Source organism: Actinopolymorpha alba DSM 45243, assembly GCF_000373925.1.
GTDB lineage: Bacteria > Actinomycetota > Actinomycetes > Propionibacteriales > Actinopolymorphaceae > Actinopolymorpha > Actinopolymorpha alba.
On the sequence record NZ_KB892801.1, the window covers coordinates 105,840 to 122,441 of the forward strand.

Below are 16,602 nucleotides of genomic sequence, written 5' to 3' on the forward strand. Positions count from 1 at the left end.
CGGCGTGGGTCCACGGCAACGCGCACCTGACTCGTTACCCTCCGCCGTATGAGACCCCTGCTGCGGCCGGTCGGGTCCCTGCCGGCATCGGTGTACTGGGTCCGGCGGCTTGCCCTTCTTGCCGTGGTCCTGCTTCTTGCCTGGTTGGTGATCAGCCTGGCGATACCCGACGGTCCGAAGGAAGGTGTCGCGGCCGGCGGTGACAAGACGACCTCGGCGTCAACGACAGCGGCCCGCTCGACGGTCACACCGGGCACCACGCGCTCTGCCGGGCCCGGGAGTACCCCCGCCCCACGGGTCACCTCGACCGGCGCAGTGAAGGGGAGTGCCTCCTCGAAGCCCGCCACCCCGAGCGTCCCGCCGGCGAAGAAGCCGACCGCTCCGGCGACCTCGCCGGCGACGCCCGCACGACCCACCGCCTGCGGCCAGGGTTCGCTCGACACCAGCGTCGAGGCGGCGAAGAACCCGTCCCCAGTAGGGCAGCCGGTCGCCATCAGAGTCACCATCCGCAATGCCGCGTCGGCGGCCTGCCAGCTCACGGTCGACCCGACCTCGCTTCGTATCCAGATCACCTCGGGCAACGACCTGATCTGGGACACCCGGCACTGCCCCTCGGTGGTGCCGAAGGGCCCGCTCACACTGGAGCCGAAGAAGTCGCGCACACTGACCTTCACCTGGCCGGGTACGCGGTCGCGGGAAGGGTGCCCGTCGGGTCAACCCAATGCGCAGCCGGGCTACTACGCCGCGGAGGTCACCGTGGCGGGGACCTCCGCCCGGGACCGCTTCCAGCTGACCTGAGGAAGCACTGCCCGGGTCGGGCAGCCGCTCCCTGAACACCCAGGTGACACCCCGACCCGGGGCTACTACTGTGCCTGCCGTACCTGCGTAATTACGCCTGCCATCGCGACGTTCCGATCGCTAATGAGCAGGCTGGGCCTCTGGCGCGTGGACGGGAGCAGTATGAACGACCTTTCGATCGGCGTGATCGGTTACGGACTTCGCGGGGGACTCGCCCGGCATGCGCACCGGCCCGGCGAGGGTTCGCGGGTCGTCGCGGTCTTTGACCCCGATGTCGACGCACATCGTCGTTTCCGGGCGGACTTCGGTGACGACGTCCACGCCGGCGATGACCTGGCGGCGTTCCTCGGCCTTGGGCTGGACGCGGTGTTCGTGTTGAGCCCGGACTACCTCCACGAGGAACATGCGCTGGCCCTTCTCGACGCCGGCGTCGCCGTCTATCTCGAGAAGCCGATGGCGATCACCACCGAAGGATGTGACCGGGTACTCCGGGCCGCGCAAAAGGCTGGCGGCCGTCTTTATCTCGGACACAACATGCGGCACATGCCCTTCGTCCGGGAGATGAAGAGGCTCATTGATGCGGGCGCTATTGGTGAGCCCAAAGCCGCCTGGTGCCGGCATTTCGTTGGGCACGGCGGCGATTTCTATTTCGCCGACTGGCATGCCGAACGCAGGTACGGCACCAGCCTCCTGCTGCAGAAGGGCGCCCACGACATCGACGTACTCCACTGGCTGTGCGGCTCCTACACCGAAACCGTCACCGGTATGGGAGAACGCATGGTCTATGACGCCGACCAGGCAGGAGATGCCGAGCCCTGGTGGCGGCAGCAGAACAACCTCACCCGCTGGCCACCGCGTTCGCTCACCGGACTCAACCCGGCCATGGATGTCGAGGATGTGTCGATGCTCATGATGCGGCTCCAGAACGGCATGCTCGCGTCGTACCAGCAGTGCCACTTCACCCCCGACTACTGGCGCAACTACACGATCATCGGCACCGAAGGCCGGATCGAGAACTTCGGGAACGGCGAACCAGGCACGGTGATCAGGCTGTGGAACAGCCGGCACGACTACGACGCGGACGGCGACTCCGCGTTCCCGATCGGGCCGGAGACCGGCGAGCACGGCGGCGCCGATCCGCGCATCGTGGCGGAGTTCCTGAGGTACGTCCGCGACGGCGGGGCGACCGAGACCTCGCCCGTGGCCGCGAGGTACGCCGTGGCGGCCGGCTGCGCGGGGGCTGACTCGCTGCGGGCAGGGAGCGTGCCGGTTCGGGTACCCGAGGCTGACACCGAGGTGACGGCCTACTTCGGCGAGTAAGAGGTCGCGTTCGTTCCCGCGCGACCTCACAGGTCGCGCGGGAACGAACGGAGTGGGTCGAGCGGGCCGAGTCAGACGTAGCGTTCGAGGATGCTGGACTCGGCCAGCCGGGAAAGCCCCTCGCGGACCGAGCGGGCGCGGTGTTCGCCCACTCCTCCGACCGCCTGGAGGTCGTCGATGCTGGCCGCCAGGAGCTTCTGCAGGCTCCCGAAATGCTCGACCAGCCGGTCGATGACCGCCCCGGGCAGTCGGGGAACCTTGGCCAGGAGGCGGTAACCGCGCGGGCTCACGGCGGCGTCGAGCGCGTCGCCGCCGTGGCCGAGTGCACGAGCGGCCGAGCTGATGTCGAGCAACTCCGTCGACGACAGGGCATCCAGCTCGGCCAGCGCCTCCTCGACCCCACGCGAGCGGCGGCCGGTCGACTGCGGGAGGTAGTCACGGGCGACGAGTTCGCGCTCGGGGTCGACACCCGCCACGAGTTCGTCAAGCTGGAGGGCGAGCAAGCGGCCGTCGACGCCCAACTCGACGACGTACCCGTGGATCTCGTTGGCGATCCGCCGCACCATCTCGAGCCGCTGCGCCACCTGGGCGACGTCCCGGACAGTCACCAGGTCTTCGATCTCGAGTGCGGAGAGTGTGCCGGAGACCTCGTCGAGGCGGAGCTTGTAGCGCTCCAGCGTCGCGAGCGCTTGGTTGGCCCGGGACAGGATCTGCCCGGCGTCCTCGAGGACGTACCTGAGGTCGTCGACGTACAGGCCGATGATCCGCATCGACTGGGACACGGACACGACGGGGAAGCCGGTCTGCTTGGCGATGCGTTCGGCGGTGCGATGGCGGGTGCCCGTCTCCTCCGTCGGGATCGACGGGTCGGGCATCAGGTGTACGGCGGCGCGGAGGATCCGGGTGCAGTCACGGTCGACGATGATCGCGCCGTCCATCTTGGCGAGCTCGCGCAGTCCGGTGGCGCTGAACTCGACGTCGAGCGCGAATCCGCCCGTACAGATCGACTCGACGGTGCGGTCGTAGCCCAACACGATAAGCGCGCCCGTCCGACCGCGGAGGACGCGCTCAAGGCCGTCGCGCAGGGATGTGCCCGGCGCGACGGCGGCGAGTGTCGCCCGGAACTTGGCATCCGGGCTTTTGTCACTGGCAGCCACAACTCTCCTGGGATGGTCAGGCCTGCTCGCGTAAGTCTACGGGCCGGGGTTTCGCGATGTACTCCGCGCCATGCGGGGAACGTCCCGGTCGTGTCGCGTTCATGGTTTGACGTCAGGACCCCGGTCTGGAGTCGCCAGGTTGCCCGAGCTGACCGGTAGTGGACATGAGAGAGCCTCGGGAGTGCCGGCGTGTCGCCGTCCAGGCGGGGAATTCTGGAGCCCGTATGTCCAGACCGGTCCCATTCGTGCCAGTCGCCTCTCGACGATTTGGAGCCTGCCCCGCATGAGATTTCTCGTCCCGTACCGCCTGCGAACGGAGTACGCCGACGACCCGATCGGCGTCGATGACGCCCAGCCACGCTTCTCCTGGCTGCTCAGCGCGGTCCTCACGGGCCCCCAGGGCGGCAGGTACGAAGAGTCCGCCGAGGGAGCGGCGCCCGCGCAGGAGGCGTTCCAGGTCCTCGTCGCGACCGACCCAGCGCTCCTGTCGGCAGGTCAGGGCGACGTCTGGGACTCCGGGCGGGTGGAGTCGGGAAGCACGTGCCAGGTGGAGTACGCGGGGGCGCCGCTGCGGGCCGCGACCCGGTATGTCTGGGCCGTTCGGGTCTGGGATGACAACGGCGAGATGTCGGAGTGGTCGGAGCCGGCCGCGTTCGAGATGGGGCTGCTCGAACCCTCCGACTGGTCCGGCGCGGTGTGGATCAGTCGCCAGGCTGGTGGGGGTGCCGACGGGGCCCGTGCCGCGCTGCCCGCGCCGCTCCTGCGGAAGGCGTTCCACCTGCCGGCCGGCGACGTGGTGCGGGCGCGGCTCTACGCGTGCGGGCTGGGGTACGGCGAGTTCTTCCTCGACGGTGAACGGGTCGGGCGGGCGGTGCTGGACCCGGCGCCCACGAACTACGACGCGACCGTCCTCTATTCGGCGTACGACGTGACAGACCTGGTGCGCCGGGGAGGTTCCGAGCACGTGCTGGCGGCGACGCTCGGCCGCGGCCGGTACGGCGACGCCACCCCGAACGTGTGGTACTGGGAGCAGGCGCCCTGGTGGGACCACCCGAAGGTTCTCGCGCAGCTGGTCGTGTCGTATGCCGACGGCCGGACCGAGCAGGTCGTGACCGACGCGAGCTGGCGGACGGCCGACGGGCCGATCCAGGAGGACTCGTTGTACGCCGGGGAGCGGTACGACGCGCGGCAGGAGGTGCCCGGCTGGGCCGGGGTGGGGTTCGACGACTCCGCGTGGGTCTCCGCGGTGCCGGCCGCGGCGCCGAAAGGCGTGCTGCGGTCGCAGCGGGTGGAGCCGATCGAGCCGCTCGGTGAGGTCGGGCCGGTGGGGCTGCGGGAGCCCGTGCCGGGGGTTCAGGTGTTCGACCTCGGGCAGCAGTTCGCCGGGTGGGCGCGGCTTCGCCTGTCGGGGCCGGCGGGCACCGAGATCCAGGTGCGTTACGGCGAACGCCTGCTCGATGATGGCACCGTCGATATCAAACAGGGCCACATCTATCGCGACATGCAGACCGACACGTACGTGCTCCGCGGCGGAGGGGTTGAGATCTACGAGCCGCGGTTCTCATACAAAGGTTTTCAGTACGTCCAGGTGGAAGGGCTGCCGGAGCCGCCGGAACTCACCGACCTGACCGGGATCGTGGTGCACACCGCAGTGGCGTCGACGGGCGAATTCGAGTGTGACGACGACCTGGTGAACCGGATCCATGCGGCCACCAGGTGGGCGGTGCTCAACAACTTGCACGGAATTCCGACGGACACGCCGGTCTTCGAAAAGAACGGTTGGACCGGCGACGCGCATCTGACCGCCGATGTCGCGGCGTACAACTTCCACCTGCCGCGCTTCTACACGAAGTGGCTGGGGGACTGGGCGGACGCCCAGAAACCGAACGGCGAGTTTCCCCCGATCGTGCCCACGAGCGGTTGGGGATATCACGGTGACGAGAAGTCGGGAATCCGCGCGCCGATCCCGGCCTGGGATGTGGCGTACGTCGAAATTCCGTGGGTGATGTACCAGCATTACGGCGACATCCGGGTGCTGGAGCGGCACTATGACCGGCAGCGCCGCTATCTCGACTATCTGGTCGAGGGTTTTGTTCGCGACGAGGTGGTGCTGGTCGGTCTCGGAGACTGGCTGCCGCCGGGCCATCACGGGATGCCGCCGGAGGGGCCGGGAATTTATGAGACGGCCTACACCTTCCGGTTCGCGCAACTCCTTGGCGAGATCGCGACTGTCCTGGGGCGTCAAGACGACCTTGCGGGGTACGCCGAAGTCGCCGCGAGGGTCCGGGCGGGCTTCAACCGGACGTTCTACGACGCCGCGACCGCGACCTATCACGGTGAACGGCCGACCGACTATCGCCAGGCGGCGAACGTGATCGCGCTGTGGTTCGGGCTGGTGCCAGAGGCCGCGTACGACCAGGTCCTGGCCAACCTGGTGGCGGATATTCACGCCCGTCAGGATCACCTTGACACCGGGGTGATCGGGACGAAGTTCCTGTTCCCGTTGCTGACCCGGCACGATCACGTCGATCTCGCCTTCACGGTGGCGACCCAGCGGACATATCCGGGCTACGGGTACTGGATGGAGCAGGGCGCGACCGCGTTGTATGAGCACTGGCAGGCCGATTCCCGCTCGCGTAACCACCATTTCTTCGGGCACGTCGACCAGTGGTTCATCGAGGACCTCGCCGGCGTACGCCCGGCAGCGCCCGGATATGCGCGGGTGCGGGTGCGCCCGGTGCCGCCGCGGGCGTTGGGGCGGGCGCAGGTGCGCCTTGACACCATCCGTGGTCGGGTCGCGTCCGCGTGGCGGCGACGTGGGGACGGCTTCGAGGTGACGGTCGAGCTTCCACCGGGTGTGACGGGTGAGGTGCACGTACCTCAGGCCGGTGGAGGGTACGCCGTACACGAGTGCGGCCCGGGCGCCCACACCTTCGAGTCAGAGAGCTGACCCGGTCTTCGGCTGGCACCCCCGAGTTGTCATAGGTTTCTCGGTCTCTTAAGAGACCGAGAAACCTATGACAGCTCGGGCTGACCAAAGGGCTTGTCTCATATCGCGGGCAGATCTGAAGGGCCTTGCGTCGAACCTCGAGTAGATGCCCAGTTCCCGCGCAAAAGTGGGCATCTACTCAAGATTCGACGAGGTCGGTGTCTGTTCGCCGCGATCGCCACCCGCTCCTTGAGAAGCCCGGCTGGTCGCCGCCGCGAACTCACACCTCGCCGACGATGGAACCGAGCTGCCAGATCGTCACCAGGTCCCAAGACAACGAGCTTTGAGTAAACCCGCAGTCCGTAGCATCTATTCGGCAAGATTGTGAAGGCTTCGGGGTGTTGTAGCACCCTAAAGTCTTCACAATCTTAGTTGGCCTGAGATTGGCGTGCCCTGACGCGCCTTTCCCTACCCTGCCGGGCGAATCCAGCGCGCTTCGTGGGAAGTTGCCACTGAACCTTATTCAAAACCAATCTTCCGGGGCGCGGCTCCTGGAGTTGTTGGAGCGAAGTTGATCAACGGCCCCGGATTCGGACGCCCACCGCGGGGAGCGCCCGATTTGCGGACCGTTGATCAACTTCGCCCGAGCACGGAGCCACGACTGGCGGGACCTCGCGTGGCGACTTCCTGCGAAGCAAGCTGAATTCCCCTTGCCTGGCGGGAAGATGCCCTGCCTCGCGCCGGAGAAGGTGTACACAAGGTGAGACGCCACCCGTGCCAACGCCCCGACGTGGCGCAGCTGCATCCGCAAAGAAGCCGCGACGGTGGGCTGCTGAATCCGCCATCCGTACGCAAAGGGCGCGGGTCAACCACCCGGCGAAATCCTGTCCGTGCGACCCCTACGAGGTGGGGCGGCGGGGGAGGCTCACGACGGTGCCCAGCCGGGCGGCGACGTGGAGCGCCTCACCGAGGTGTGGCACCTCCTTGACCCGGATGCCGTCGGGTGCGGGGCCGCTGTCGGGGGGTACGAGCGCCTCCGTGAAGCCCAGGCGTACCGCCTCGGCCAGCCGTCGCTGCACCCCGGTCACCGGGCGTAGCTCGCCGGCGAGCCCCACTTCACCGAGGGCGATCATCAGGGGCGGCAGCGGCTGGTCGGTGGTGGAGCTCGCCACGGCGAGGGCCACGGCAAGGTCGGCGGCCGGCTCGCGCAGGCGTACGCCACCGACTGTCGAGGCGTAGACGTCCTGGTTGCCGATCCGCAGGCGGCCGCGGCGCTCGAGGACGGCGAGCACCATGGCGAGCCGGCTCGAATCCAGCCCGGACGTCGCCCGGCGCGGGCTGGCCAGTGCGGACGGCGCGACCAGCGCCTGCACCTCGGCGAGCAAGGGACGCTTGCCTTCGACCGTCACGGTGACGCAGCTGCCCGGAACGGGATCCGGACGGCGGGTCAGGAACAACCCGCTCGGGTCGGGGAGGCTCCGCAGCCCGCCGTCGGCGAAGTCGAAGCAGCCGACCTCATCGGAGGGGCCGAAGCGGTTCTTGACCGCGCGGACCATCCGCAGCCGGGAGTGCCGGTCGCCTTCGAAGTGGAGTACGACGTCAACCAGGTGCTCGAGCACCCGCGGCCCCGCGATCGAGCCGTCCTTGGTGACATGGCCGACGAGCAGGGTCGCGATGCCGCGTTCCTTGGAGACCCGGATCAACGCGGACGCGACCTCGCGCACCTGAGTCACGCCACCCTGGGCGCCGTCGACGGCCGCGGAAGCCACCGTCTGAACGGAGTCGAGCACGATGAGGTCGGGCTGGACGGCGTCGATGTGGCCCAGCACGGCGGAGAGGTCGGTCTCGGCGGCGAGGTAGAGAGTGGGTGCGAGGGCGTCGATGCGTTCGGCGCGAAGGCGTACCTGCGCAGTGGATTCTTCCCCCGACACGTAGAGGCTGCGCCCACCCGACCGGGCCCGCTCGGCGGCCACCTCCAGGAGCAAGGTGGACTTGCCGACCCCCGGCTCGCCCGCGACCAGGATGACACCGCCCCGGACGAGACCACCGCCGAGCACCCGGTCGAGCTCGGACACGCGGGTGGGTTCGGAGCGGGCCGCCTCGACGTCCACCTGGCCGATCGGCAAGGCCGGCTCGCTGACGGGCCCGGCGGCCGTGATGGTCACCTTGGCGCCGCCGACCTCCTCGACGGTGCCCCATGCCTGGCACTCACCGCAGCGGCCGATCCATTTGACGGTCTGCCAGCCGCATTCGCCGCAGCGGTAGGCGGGTTTGGGGGAGCGGGAGATCGTTGCTCTGGCCATGAGGAGCAAGGCTAGGGTGCGGCTCCGACAATTCAGGCGCCAACTCCGGCCGGGCCGCCCGGAATTTCTGGTAGGCGAGTTCGGCCGGACGACTTAGGCTGAGGAACTGTGAGCACACAGACCAAAACAGATGTGAGCACAGGTATCACGATGGTGCCCATCGGCGTCGTGGTCGGCGGACGTCAGGAAATCCGTGAGAATGACTGGTCCGATGTCACGGCGCGGATCGTGCTCGACGACGCGCTCCTGGAGCCTGAGGCGACCCTCGGGCTGGTGGCGTTCTCGCACCTCGAGGTGGTCTATTTCTTCCACCGCTCGACCCGAACCCGCGTGGGCGCCGCACATCCACGAAGCAACCCGCACTGGCCACGCGTCGGCGTTCTCGCCGATCACAGCCCGCATCGACTCAATCACCTTGGCGTGTCCTGTTGCGAGCTTGTGGGCATTGACGGCCTGACATTGACGGTCCGTGGGCTCGACGCGGTGGACGGAACGCCGATCCTGGACGTCAAACCGTACGTCGAGGAGTTCGGGCCACGCGGACCTGTCAAGGAACCCGCGTGGATCCGCGAACTCATGCGTACCTACTACTAGCCGCCGCGGGGAAGAGTGGCGGCGTTCAGAACGCGCGCCACCACAGGTTGACGGCGTAGTCGACCTCGAGGCCGGGGTGGTTCGCGACCACCCATTCGGCGACCTCGGGCCGGAACTCGATCCTGACCACCGACTCGAAGTCCTCCCGCCGCTCGAAGCGCCAGCGGATGTCGAGGGGCTCGCGGGACCAGCCCTGGCGCGCCCAGAAGCGTTCGACCTCGCGGGCGTCGTACTTCGGGAACGCCGCGCGGAACCACCCACCAAAGGTGCTCCGGGTCGCGTCGTTGTCGATGATGAACGCCGCACCGCCGCGGCGTACCACCCGGCGAAGCTCGGCCAACCCAGGCTCGCACCCGGGCCCGAAGAAGTACGCCCACCGCGCGTGTACGACGTCGACGGAGGCGTCGGGGACCGGCAGCAGCTGCGCGGAACCCTGCCGGACCTCCACGTTGCGCAACCCCGCACACCGCCGGCGGGCCCGGTCGACGAGGTCCCCATGGGGCTCCACACCGATCACCCGCGCGGCCTGCGCCGCGAACCCCGGCAGGTGAAAACCGCTGCCGCAGCCGACGTCGAGGACACGGGCGCCGGTCAAGGGTCGGCGTTCGAGCATGGCGGACTCGATCACCCGGTCGGGGTCGACGGCGAGGTTCTCGAGTTCGTAGGTCCCGGGGCTGTTCCAGATGTTGGGGCTCGGCCGGGCGCCCTTCGCGATCCGCGGCATGTCGAAGGCTCTGACCTGACCCGTGGCTCAGGTGAGCTTGCGGGCGCGGGACGCCTTCGCCTTGGCCCGCAGCGGGTCCGCGGGATGCGGGGCCAGCCGTTCCCGGGCGGCGAGATGGGCCTCGCAGTGCTTGACGACTTCGTCGTACGCACCCTTGCCCATGAGCTCGACCAGCTCGGCCTTGTTGGACAGGTAGAGCGGCTCGCGCGCGGTGTGCGCCTCGGTGTTGCCCGTGCAGTACCAATCGAAGTCGTGGCCGCCGGGCCCCCATCCGCGCCGGTCGTACTCCGTGATCGTCACCTCGGTGTAGGTGGTGCCGTCGGTGAGTTCGACGTCGCGGTAGAGCCGCCGGATGGGAAGCTGCCAGCACACCTCCGGCTTGGTCTCCATCGGATGGAGGCCGGTACGCAGCGCGTACTTGTGCAGGGAGCAGCCGGTGCCGCCCTCGAACCCCGGCCGGTTGTGGAAGATGCAGGCGCCGTCGTAGACGCGGGTCTTGCGGTCGCCGTCCTCGTCGGTCTCGATCCAGCCGTTCTTGCTGCCTTCGGCGCGTAGCTGCCAGTCCTCGGCGGTGAGCTTCTTGACGAAGCCGCGGACGCGCTTCTCGTCCGCCTTGTCCGCGAAGTGGGCGCCGAGTACGCAGCACCCGGCGTCGGGTTGTTCGGTGAAGATGCCAGGACAGCCGGCGCCGAAGATGCAGTTCCACCGGGACGTGAGCCAGGTGAGGTCACAGCGGAAGACCTGGTCGGCGTCGTCGGGGTCGGTGAACTCCACCCACGCGCGAGGGAAGTCAAGCGATACCTCGGGCACGCCCCGAACCCTACGCCCCGGCCGTCCGCGCACAGCCGCGCCCCGCCGGACCGGCTCGCGGAGGTCACGCCGCGCCGTACCAGCTCGATCGCCGCGGCCAGTCCTGACCTGGACGGGTTTGTGTCCAGATGGGCTCCACCCCTGACCAGCCCGGGCGCTGCGGAGCGCCGGTCGGGCCTAACCGGGTAGCGTCAACTCATGCGGCTTGGCGTGCTCGACGTGGGCTCCAACACCGTCCATCTCCTCGTGGTCGACGCGCGCCCCGGTGCCCGACCCCTTCCGGCCTACTCCCACAAGGCCGAGCTCCGGCTCGCCGAGCACCTCGACGACCAGGGCGCTATCTCCGACGCCGGGCGGGCGGCACTCGAGCGGTTCGTGGCCGAGGCGCTCGAGATCGGTGAGGACAAGGGGTGCCAGTCGGTTCTGGCGTTCGCCACCTCTGCCATCCGGGAGGCGACCAACGGCGACGACGTCCTCCGTGCGGTCGCCGAGTCGACCAGCGTCGAACTCTCCGTTCTGCCCGGTGCGGAGGAGGCCCGGCTCACCTTCCTCGCCGTGCGCAGGTGGTTCGGATGGTCCTCGCGCCGGCTGCTGGTGTTCGACGTCGGCGGCGGGTCGCTGGAGATCGGCATCGGTGTCGACGAGGACCCCGACGCCGCGCTGTCGATGCCGCTGGGTGCGGGTCGCCTGACGCGTGACTGGTTCACGTCCGACCCGCCGGACCGCGACGAGGTGCGGGCGTTGCGCAAGTACGTCCGAGCCGAGATCGCGCGGCACGCCGGTCTGGTGGTGCGGTTCGGTGCGCCGGACCATGTGGTGGGTACGTCGAAGACCTTCCGCCAGCTGGTCCGGGTCTGCGGCGCGGCGCCGTCGTCCGAAGGGCCCTACGTCAAGCGGGTGATGGCGCGGAGCGTGCTGGAGCAGTGGATCCCGAAGCTGGCCGCCATGTCGGCGGGGGAGCGGGTCGAACTGCCTGGCGTCTCACCGGGACGCGCGCACCAACTCCTCGCTGGCGCGATCGTCGCTGACGCGGCCATGGATCTGTTCGGGGCTGAGGAACTCGAGGCGTGTCCCTGGGCGCTGCGTGAGGGTGTGATCCTCCGGCACCTCGACACGATGGAGCCGGAGGACTTCGCATGACAGAGCTGTCCGCGTGAGGGAGGCCGTCGCCTGATGGGGGTCTGCGCGTGATGGGGGTCTTCATGTGATGAGGGACGTCGCGTGACGCGGGACTTCGGTGTCCGGTTGGTGGTCGACGGCGGACAGACCATGCTCCGGATGGGCGTCCTCCAGGAGTCGGACCAGCCGGTTCCGCCGCTGCGCGAGCAGGTCTCGGTTCCGGGGTTCCAGTGGACGGCCGGTGAGGACCCGGTCGAGCAGCAGTGCCAGCGGGTCGTCGCCGCCTGGGAGGCGCTCGGCCGGCCAGGTCCCGTCGACGTGGTGGCTCTTGGTCTTGCCGGCGGCGCGTCCGACCGGCCGAGCCGGGAACGCCTCGCGCCGCTGGTCGCCGAACGCCTGGGCGCCCGCAAGGTGCTCCTGACAGGCGACGACGTCACGACGCACCTCGGCGTCCTCGCCGGCGAGCCCGGGGTCGTCGTGGCGGCCGGGACCGGCGTGGCCTGCCTCGCCGTCACGTCAAGCGGGCAGCTGATCAACATCGACGGGCTGGGCTACCTCTTCGGTGACTCCGGCGGTGGGTTCTCGCTGGGACTGGCCGGTCTGCGGGCCGCGCTCGCGGGCTACGAGGGCCGGGGCGCCGCGACCGCGTTGACGGCCCGGGCCGAACGCCGGGTCGGCCGGCCGCTGCGGGACGCGGTGAAGACGTGGTACCGCTCGCCCTCGCTGGTCGCCGACGTCGCGGCGTTCGCGGCAGAGGTGGCCGAGGTCGCGCAGGCGGACCCGGTGGCGCGGGTGCTGTGCCTGTCCGCCGGTGAGGAACTCGCCGTCAGTGTGACCGCCGCCGTCCGTAAGGGTTTCCCGGCCGCGCCCGACGGGAGTGTGCCGGTTTCCTGGGCCGGTGGGGTCCTTGGGGCTCCCGTCATCTTCGAGGCGTTCTCGACCGGAATGGCCGAGCTGTGCCCGGCCGCCACGTTGCGTACGCCGCAGGGCGACTCGCTCGGCGGTGCGGTGCGGCTGGCCGCCAGCGCGGAGGTGCCGCACCTGGCCAGTGTGGTCGTACACCTGACCGCGACCGCCCGCCCCGAGGGGCGGTAACCCCGCTGCCTGAGGGGGTCGGTAAGCGGCTGCCCGAGGGGCGGTAACCGCCCGCCCGGGGGAGCCCGGCTTCGCAGTCGCCGGACCGCGCGGGCGCGGTAGCCGTACGCTGGGGGCCGTGCAGCCCGTCGCGCCCACTACCCATGTCCGGGGCAAGGACGTCGTCGTCCGGGTGCCCGACGCGCGGATCGCGCTGTCCTCGGCGTCGGTCTACCCCGAGTCGACCGCGACGGCGTTCGAGCTGGCCGCCCGCCTGGGGTTCGACGGCGTTGAGGTCATGGTGGGTGCCGATCCGCTGAGCCAGGACATCAGCGCGCTGCGCCGGCTGAGCGACTACCACCAGCTGCCCGTCGTCTCCATCCACGCACCCACGCTGTTGATCACCCAGCGGGTCTGGGGCACGGACCCCTGGGGCAAGCTCGACCGCAGCGCGGAGGCTGCGAAGGAGCTCGGCGCCTCCGTGGTAGTCGTCCACCCGCCGTTTCGCTGGCAGCGCGACTACGCCCGCGACTTCGTGACCGGGGTGGCCCAACGCCAGCAGGAAACGGGCATCAGTTTCGCGGTCGAGAACATGTTCCCGTGGCGGGCCGCCGGGCAGGGCCTCCAGGCGTACCTCCCGGGTTGGGACCCGCGGGACTTCGACTACGCCGAGGTGACGCTCGACCTGTCCCACACGGCGACGGCGGGCGTGGACGCCTACGAGATGGCGTACGACCTGGGCGACCGGCTGACCCACGTGCACCTCGCGGACGGCACCGGCTCCAGCAAGGACGAGCATCTGGTGCCCGGCCGCGGTAACCAGCGCTGTGCCGAGGTGCTCGAGCTGCTCGCCCGGCGCGGCTTCACCGGCTCCATCGTCCTGGAGGTCAACACCCGGCGGGCGGCCAGCCGGGCAGAGCGGGAGGCTGACCTCGCCGAGGCACTCGCGTACGCCCGCCTCAACTTCGCGGCTCCCGTCGTTCCTTCCTACGCCGTGACCGTCGACGGCACCATCGAGGCGGTCGGCGGCGGCACGTCCGGCTGACTCCGAGTCGCCGCTACGTTCTCTCTCCCGGGATGCTCACCCGCCTCCCGGACCCGCGCCGTGAACTTCTTTCGGGCAGCCTCTTGCCCTGAATGTCTCTTTCGCCCATCCTGACTAGGACATCCCTTCCCAAATCCGGGCGCCTACCTGCGCACATCCGGATTTCGGGCGCAGCCGGCGAAAAGAGGTCCGGTGATGGTCAGGATTCGGCATCAGGCGTTCAGACTTCTCGTACTCCTCGGGTTCGCTACCGGATCGCTGATCGCGACCGGTATTCCCGCCGGCGCCGCCACTCCCACATACACCGCGCTGGGTGACTCGTATTCGTCCGGCGTGGGCACCCGCAGCTATTACTCCGACGGCACGAACTGCAAGCGTTCTCCGTACGCCTATCCGGTGTTGGACGCCGCCCGGCTCAGCGCCAGGTTGACGTTCGCGGCCTGTTCGGGTGCGAAGGTCGCCGACGTTCGAAATGGTCAGTTGGGCAGCCTGAATTCCGCGACGACCTACGTCACCGTCTCGGTCGGCGGAAATGACACCGGGTGGTCGTCTGTCCTTCTGAAATGCGCCCAGCCCTGGCCGACGACCTGCTGGGGCGAGATCGACGCCGCGAATTCGTTCATCCGTAACACCCTGCCGGGTCGGCTCGACGGACTCTATTCGGCGATCAGGGCTGCCGCGCCCAACGCGCGGGTGGTCGTCGTGGGATATCCGCGCCTCTTCAACGGCCGGGAATGCAATCTCGCGGCCCGGATCAGCCCGGGTGAGCAGAGCGCACTCAACGCCAGTGCCGATTTGTTGGTGACGACGATCGCGGGTCGGGCGGCGGCACACGGGTTCAGGTTCGTCGACGCGCGGGGACCGTTCACCGGCCACGCGGTCTGTGACACCGTGGAATGGCTCAACGGTCTGTCCAACCCGATCAGCGAGTCCTATCACCCCAACCGGAGTGGGCAGACGGGGTACGCCAACCTGGTGGAATCCGCCCTGCGAAGCTGACCGCCTTTGCGGACCGTTGATCAACCGTCAGGCCCGCGCCCGCGATATGAGACAAGGCCTCTGAGCTTGTTGGGTTGTCAGAGGTTTCTCGGTCTCTTGGCCGATAAACCTCTGACAACGTGCGGGTTACCTTGCGCGGTCTTACTGAGTACCGCCTATTTCTCAGAGGCGACCGCACGGAGACGGCGATGACCCCCCATTCCCACGCGCCATCGCCGTCTTCGTGCGGTCGCGACCGCCGGCCAGGTCAGCCAGCTGATCAGGTCAGCTGATCAGGCCGACCTGAACTGCTCCTCCTCCGTCGAGCCCGTCAGCGCCGTCGTCGACGACTGCGGAGAGATCGCGGTGCTCACCAGGTCGAAGTAGCCCGTCCCCACCTCGCGCTGGTGCCTGGTCGCGGTGTAGCCGTCCCGCTCGGCCGCGAACTCGCGCTCCTGCAGAGCGACGTACGCCGTCATGCCATCTCCGGCGTACCCATGCGCGAGCTCGAACATCGAGTGGTTCAGCGCGTGGAAGCCCGCCAGGGTGATGAACTGGAAGGTGTATCCCATCTCGCCCAGCTCCCGCTGGAACTTCGCGATCGTCCCGTCGTCGAGGTGCTTCTTCCAGTTGAACGACGGTGAGCAGTTGTAGGCGAGCATCTGGTCGGGGTATTCCGCCTTGATCGCCTCGGCGAACTCCCGCGCCACGTCGAGGTCGGGCTTGGAGGTTTCCATCCACAGCAGTTCGGCGTACGGCGCGTAGGCGAGGCCCCGCGCGATGCAGGCGGGCAGGCCGTTGCGGACGCGGTAGAACCCCTCAGCCGTCCGCTCGCCGGTCACGAACTCCCGGTCCCGCTCGTCGATGTCGCTGGTCACCAGCGTCGCGGCCTGCGCGTCCGTCCGCGCGACGATCAGCGAGGGTACGCCGCACACGTCGGCGGCGAGCCGGGCCGCGTTGAGGGTACGGATGTGCTGGCCGGTCGGGATCAGGACCTTTCCACCCAGGTGGCCGCACTTCTTCTCCGAGGCAAGCTGATCCTCCCAGTGCACGCCGGCCGCGCCCGCGGCGATCATCGCGCGCATGAGTTCGAACGCGTTCAGCACGCCGCCGAACCCCGCCTCCGCGTCGGCCACGATCGGGGCCAGCCAGTACGGCGCGTCGCGGTCGCCCTCTGCCCAGGTGATCTGGTCGGCCCGGAGCAGTGCGTTGTTGATCCGGCGAACGACCTGCGGCACGGAGTTCGCGGGGTAGAGGCTCTGGTCGGGATAGGTCTGGCCGGCCTGGTTCGCGTCGGCCGCGACCTGCCAGCCGGACAGGTAGATCGCCTTCAGTCCGGCGCGTACCTGCTGCACGGCCTGGTTGCCCGTCAGCGCCCCGAGTGCGTTGATGTAGTCCTCTGTGTGGAGGAGGCGCCACAGCCGCTCCGCTCCCAGCCGGGCGAGGGTGTGTTCCTCCTGGACCGAGCCGCGCAGGCGTACGACGTCCTCGGCGCTGTAGGTCCGCTTGATGCCCTTCCACCGTGGGTCGCTCTCCCAGCTTCTCTGTAGCTGCTCGGTGAGAGAGCGTGCCGCCGGTTCCGGCTCGTCCTGAGTCGTGGTGTTCGTTCCGCTTGACGTCGTCTCCGTTGGCGTCATCGCGCTCACCCTCCCATTTGGTGGACCTCTGTCTGAGTCTCGGACGGGTACGACCGAAGGCGGGCCGATCTGCGGTGGAAACTTCGAGCGTTCTTCTCCTACGATGAACTCACG

At 69.0% G+C, this 16,602-nt stretch carries 13 protein-coding genes; 8 read left to right on the top strand and 5 right to left on the bottom strand.

Annotated features, from left to right (window positions below; translation table 11 throughout):
* Positions 1 to 48 precede the first annotated feature (48 nt).
* Together B141_RS0133065 and B141_RS0133070 are read left to right on the top strand one after the other, a co-directional pair.
* Positions 49 to 798: a hypothetical protein gene (locus tag B141_RS0133065; protein ID WP_020579474.1), complete on the top strand. Its 750-nt coding sequence runs from the start codon at positions 49 to 51 to the stop codon at positions 796 to 798.
* Positions 799 to 960: 162 nt separating this feature from the next.
* Positions 961 to 2,118 (top strand): Gfo/Idh/MocA family protein, encoded by a 1,158-nt coding sequence (locus B141_RS0133070; protein WP_020579475.1) that lies wholly within the window; start codon positions 961 to 963, stop codon positions 2,116 to 2,118.
* Positions 2,119 to 2,189: 71 nt separating this feature from the next.
* On the opposite strand, the gene disA is transcribed toward B141_RS0133070, so the two are convergent.
* Positions 2,190 to 3,275, bottom strand: a complete 1,086-nt coding sequence (disA, locus tag B141_RS0133075; protein ID WP_020579476.1) for a DNA integrity scanning diadenylate cyclase DisA — start codon at positions 3,273 to 3,275, stop codon at positions 2,190 to 2,192.
* A gap of 283 nt (positions 3,276 to 3,558) precedes the next feature.
* On the opposite strand from disA, the gene B141_RS44130 reads away from it, so the two are divergent.
* Positions 3,559 to 6,225 (top strand): family 78 glycoside hydrolase catalytic domain, encoded by a 2,667-nt coding sequence (locus tag B141_RS44130; protein WP_020579477.1) that lies wholly within the window; start codon positions 3,559 to 3,561, stop codon positions 6,223 to 6,225.
* An 878-nt stretch (positions 6,226 to 7,103) separates the two neighbouring features.
* Here B141_RS44130 and radA read toward each other — a convergent pair.
* A complete protein-coding gene (gene radA / locus B141_RS0133085) occupies positions 7,104 to 8,507 on the bottom strand; it encodes a DNA repair protein RadA (protein WP_020579478.1) in 1,404 nt (467 codons plus the stop codon).
* Positions 8,508 to 8,615: 108 nt separating this feature from the next.
* Between radA and B141_RS0133090 the strand changes: the two genes are divergently transcribed.
* A complete protein-coding gene (locus B141_RS0133090) occupies positions 8,616 to 9,101 on the top strand; it encodes an SAM-dependent methyltransferase (protein WP_202806000.1) in 486 nt (161 codons plus the stop codon).
* A 25-nt stretch (positions 9,102 to 9,126) separates the two neighbouring features.
* Here B141_RS0133090 and B141_RS0133095 read toward each other — a convergent pair whose 3' ends face one another.
* Both B141_RS0133095 and B141_RS0133100 read right to left on the bottom strand, forming a co-directional pair.
* Positions 9,127 to 9,825, bottom strand: a complete 699-nt coding sequence (locus tag B141_RS0133095; RefSeq protein ID WP_020579480.1) for a class I SAM-dependent methyltransferase — start codon at positions 9,823 to 9,825, stop codon at positions 9,127 to 9,129.
* 27 nt (positions 9,826 to 9,852) lie between these two features.
* Entirely contained in the window at positions 9,853 to 10,635 is a 783-nt protein-coding gene (locus tag B141_RS0133100) for a DUF3109 family protein (RefSeq protein WP_051114252.1), read from the bottom strand.
* Positions 10,636 to 10,833: 198 nt separating this feature from the next.
* On the opposite strand from B141_RS0133100, the gene B141_RS0133105 reads away from it, so the two are divergent.
* The 4 genes from B141_RS0133105 (at position 10,834) to B141_RS0133120 (ending at position 14,872) form a co-directional block, all read left to right on the top strand.
* Positions 10,834 to 11,775, top strand: coding sequence for a Ppx/GppA family phosphatase (locus B141_RS0133105; protein WP_020579482.1), 942 nt, complete (start codon positions 10,834 to 10,836; stop codon positions 11,773 to 11,775).
* 81 nt (positions 11,776 to 11,856) lie between these two features.
* Positions 11,857 to 12,849: a BadF/BadG/BcrA/BcrD ATPase family protein gene (locus tag B141_RS46510; protein ID WP_020579483.1), complete on the top strand. Its 993-nt coding sequence runs from the start codon at positions 11,857 to 11,859 to the stop codon at positions 12,847 to 12,849.
* A 172-nt stretch (positions 12,850 to 13,021) separates the two neighbouring features.
* Positions 13,022 to 13,873, top strand: coding sequence for a sugar phosphate isomerase/epimerase family protein (locus tag B141_RS44140; RefSeq protein WP_020579484.1), 852 nt, complete (start codon positions 13,022 to 13,024; stop codon positions 13,871 to 13,873).
* Between the two features lie 195 nt (positions 13,874 to 14,068).
* Positions 14,069 to 14,872 (top strand): SGNH/GDSL hydrolase family protein, encoded by an 804-nt coding sequence (locus B141_RS0133120; RefSeq protein WP_020579485.1) that lies wholly within the window; start codon positions 14,069 to 14,071, stop codon positions 14,870 to 14,872.
* 272 nt (positions 14,873 to 15,144) lie between these two features.
* On the opposite strand, the gene aceA is transcribed toward B141_RS0133120, so the two are convergent.
* Positions 15,145 to 16,488: an isocitrate lyase gene (aceA, locus tag B141_RS0133125; RefSeq protein WP_020579486.1), complete on the bottom strand. Its 1,344-nt coding sequence runs from the start codon at positions 16,486 to 16,488 to the stop codon at positions 15,145 to 15,147.
* Positions 16,489 to 16,602: the final 114 nt, after the last annotated feature.

What these genes read in the sequence shown, in the direction of transcription:
- B141_RS0133065 (WP_020579474.1), top strand. Translation starts at nt 49, where the DNA reads ATGAGACCCCTGCTGCGGCCGGTCGGGTCCCTGCCGGCATCGGTGTAC.
- B141_RS0133070 (WP_020579475.1), top strand. Translation starts at nt 961, where the DNA reads ATGAACGACCTTTCGATCGGCGTGATCGGTTACGGACTTCGCGGGGGA.
- B141_RS44130 (WP_020579477.1), top strand. Translation starts at nt 3,559, where the DNA reads ATGAGATTTCTCGTCCCGTACCGCCTGCGAACGGAGTACGCCGACGAC.
- radA (WP_020579478.1), bottom strand. Translation starts at nt 8,507, where the DNA reads ATGGCCAGAGCAACGATCTCCCGCTCCCCCAAACCCGCCTACCGCTGC.
- B141_RS0133095 (WP_020579480.1), bottom strand. Translation starts at nt 9,825, where the DNA reads ATGCCGCGGATCGCGAAGGGCGCCCGGCCGAGCCCCAACATCTGGAAC.
- B141_RS0133105 (WP_020579482.1), top strand. Translation starts at nt 10,834, where the DNA reads ATGCGGCTTGGCGTGCTCGACGTGGGCTCCAACACCGTCCATCTCCTC.
- B141_RS0133120 (WP_020579485.1), top strand. Translation starts at nt 14,069, where the DNA reads ATGGTCAGGATTCGGCATCAGGCGTTCAGACTTCTCGTACTCCTCGGG.
- aceA (WP_020579486.1), bottom strand. Translation starts at nt 16,488, where the DNA reads ATGACGCCAACGGAGACGACGTCAAGCGGAACGAACACCACGACTCAG.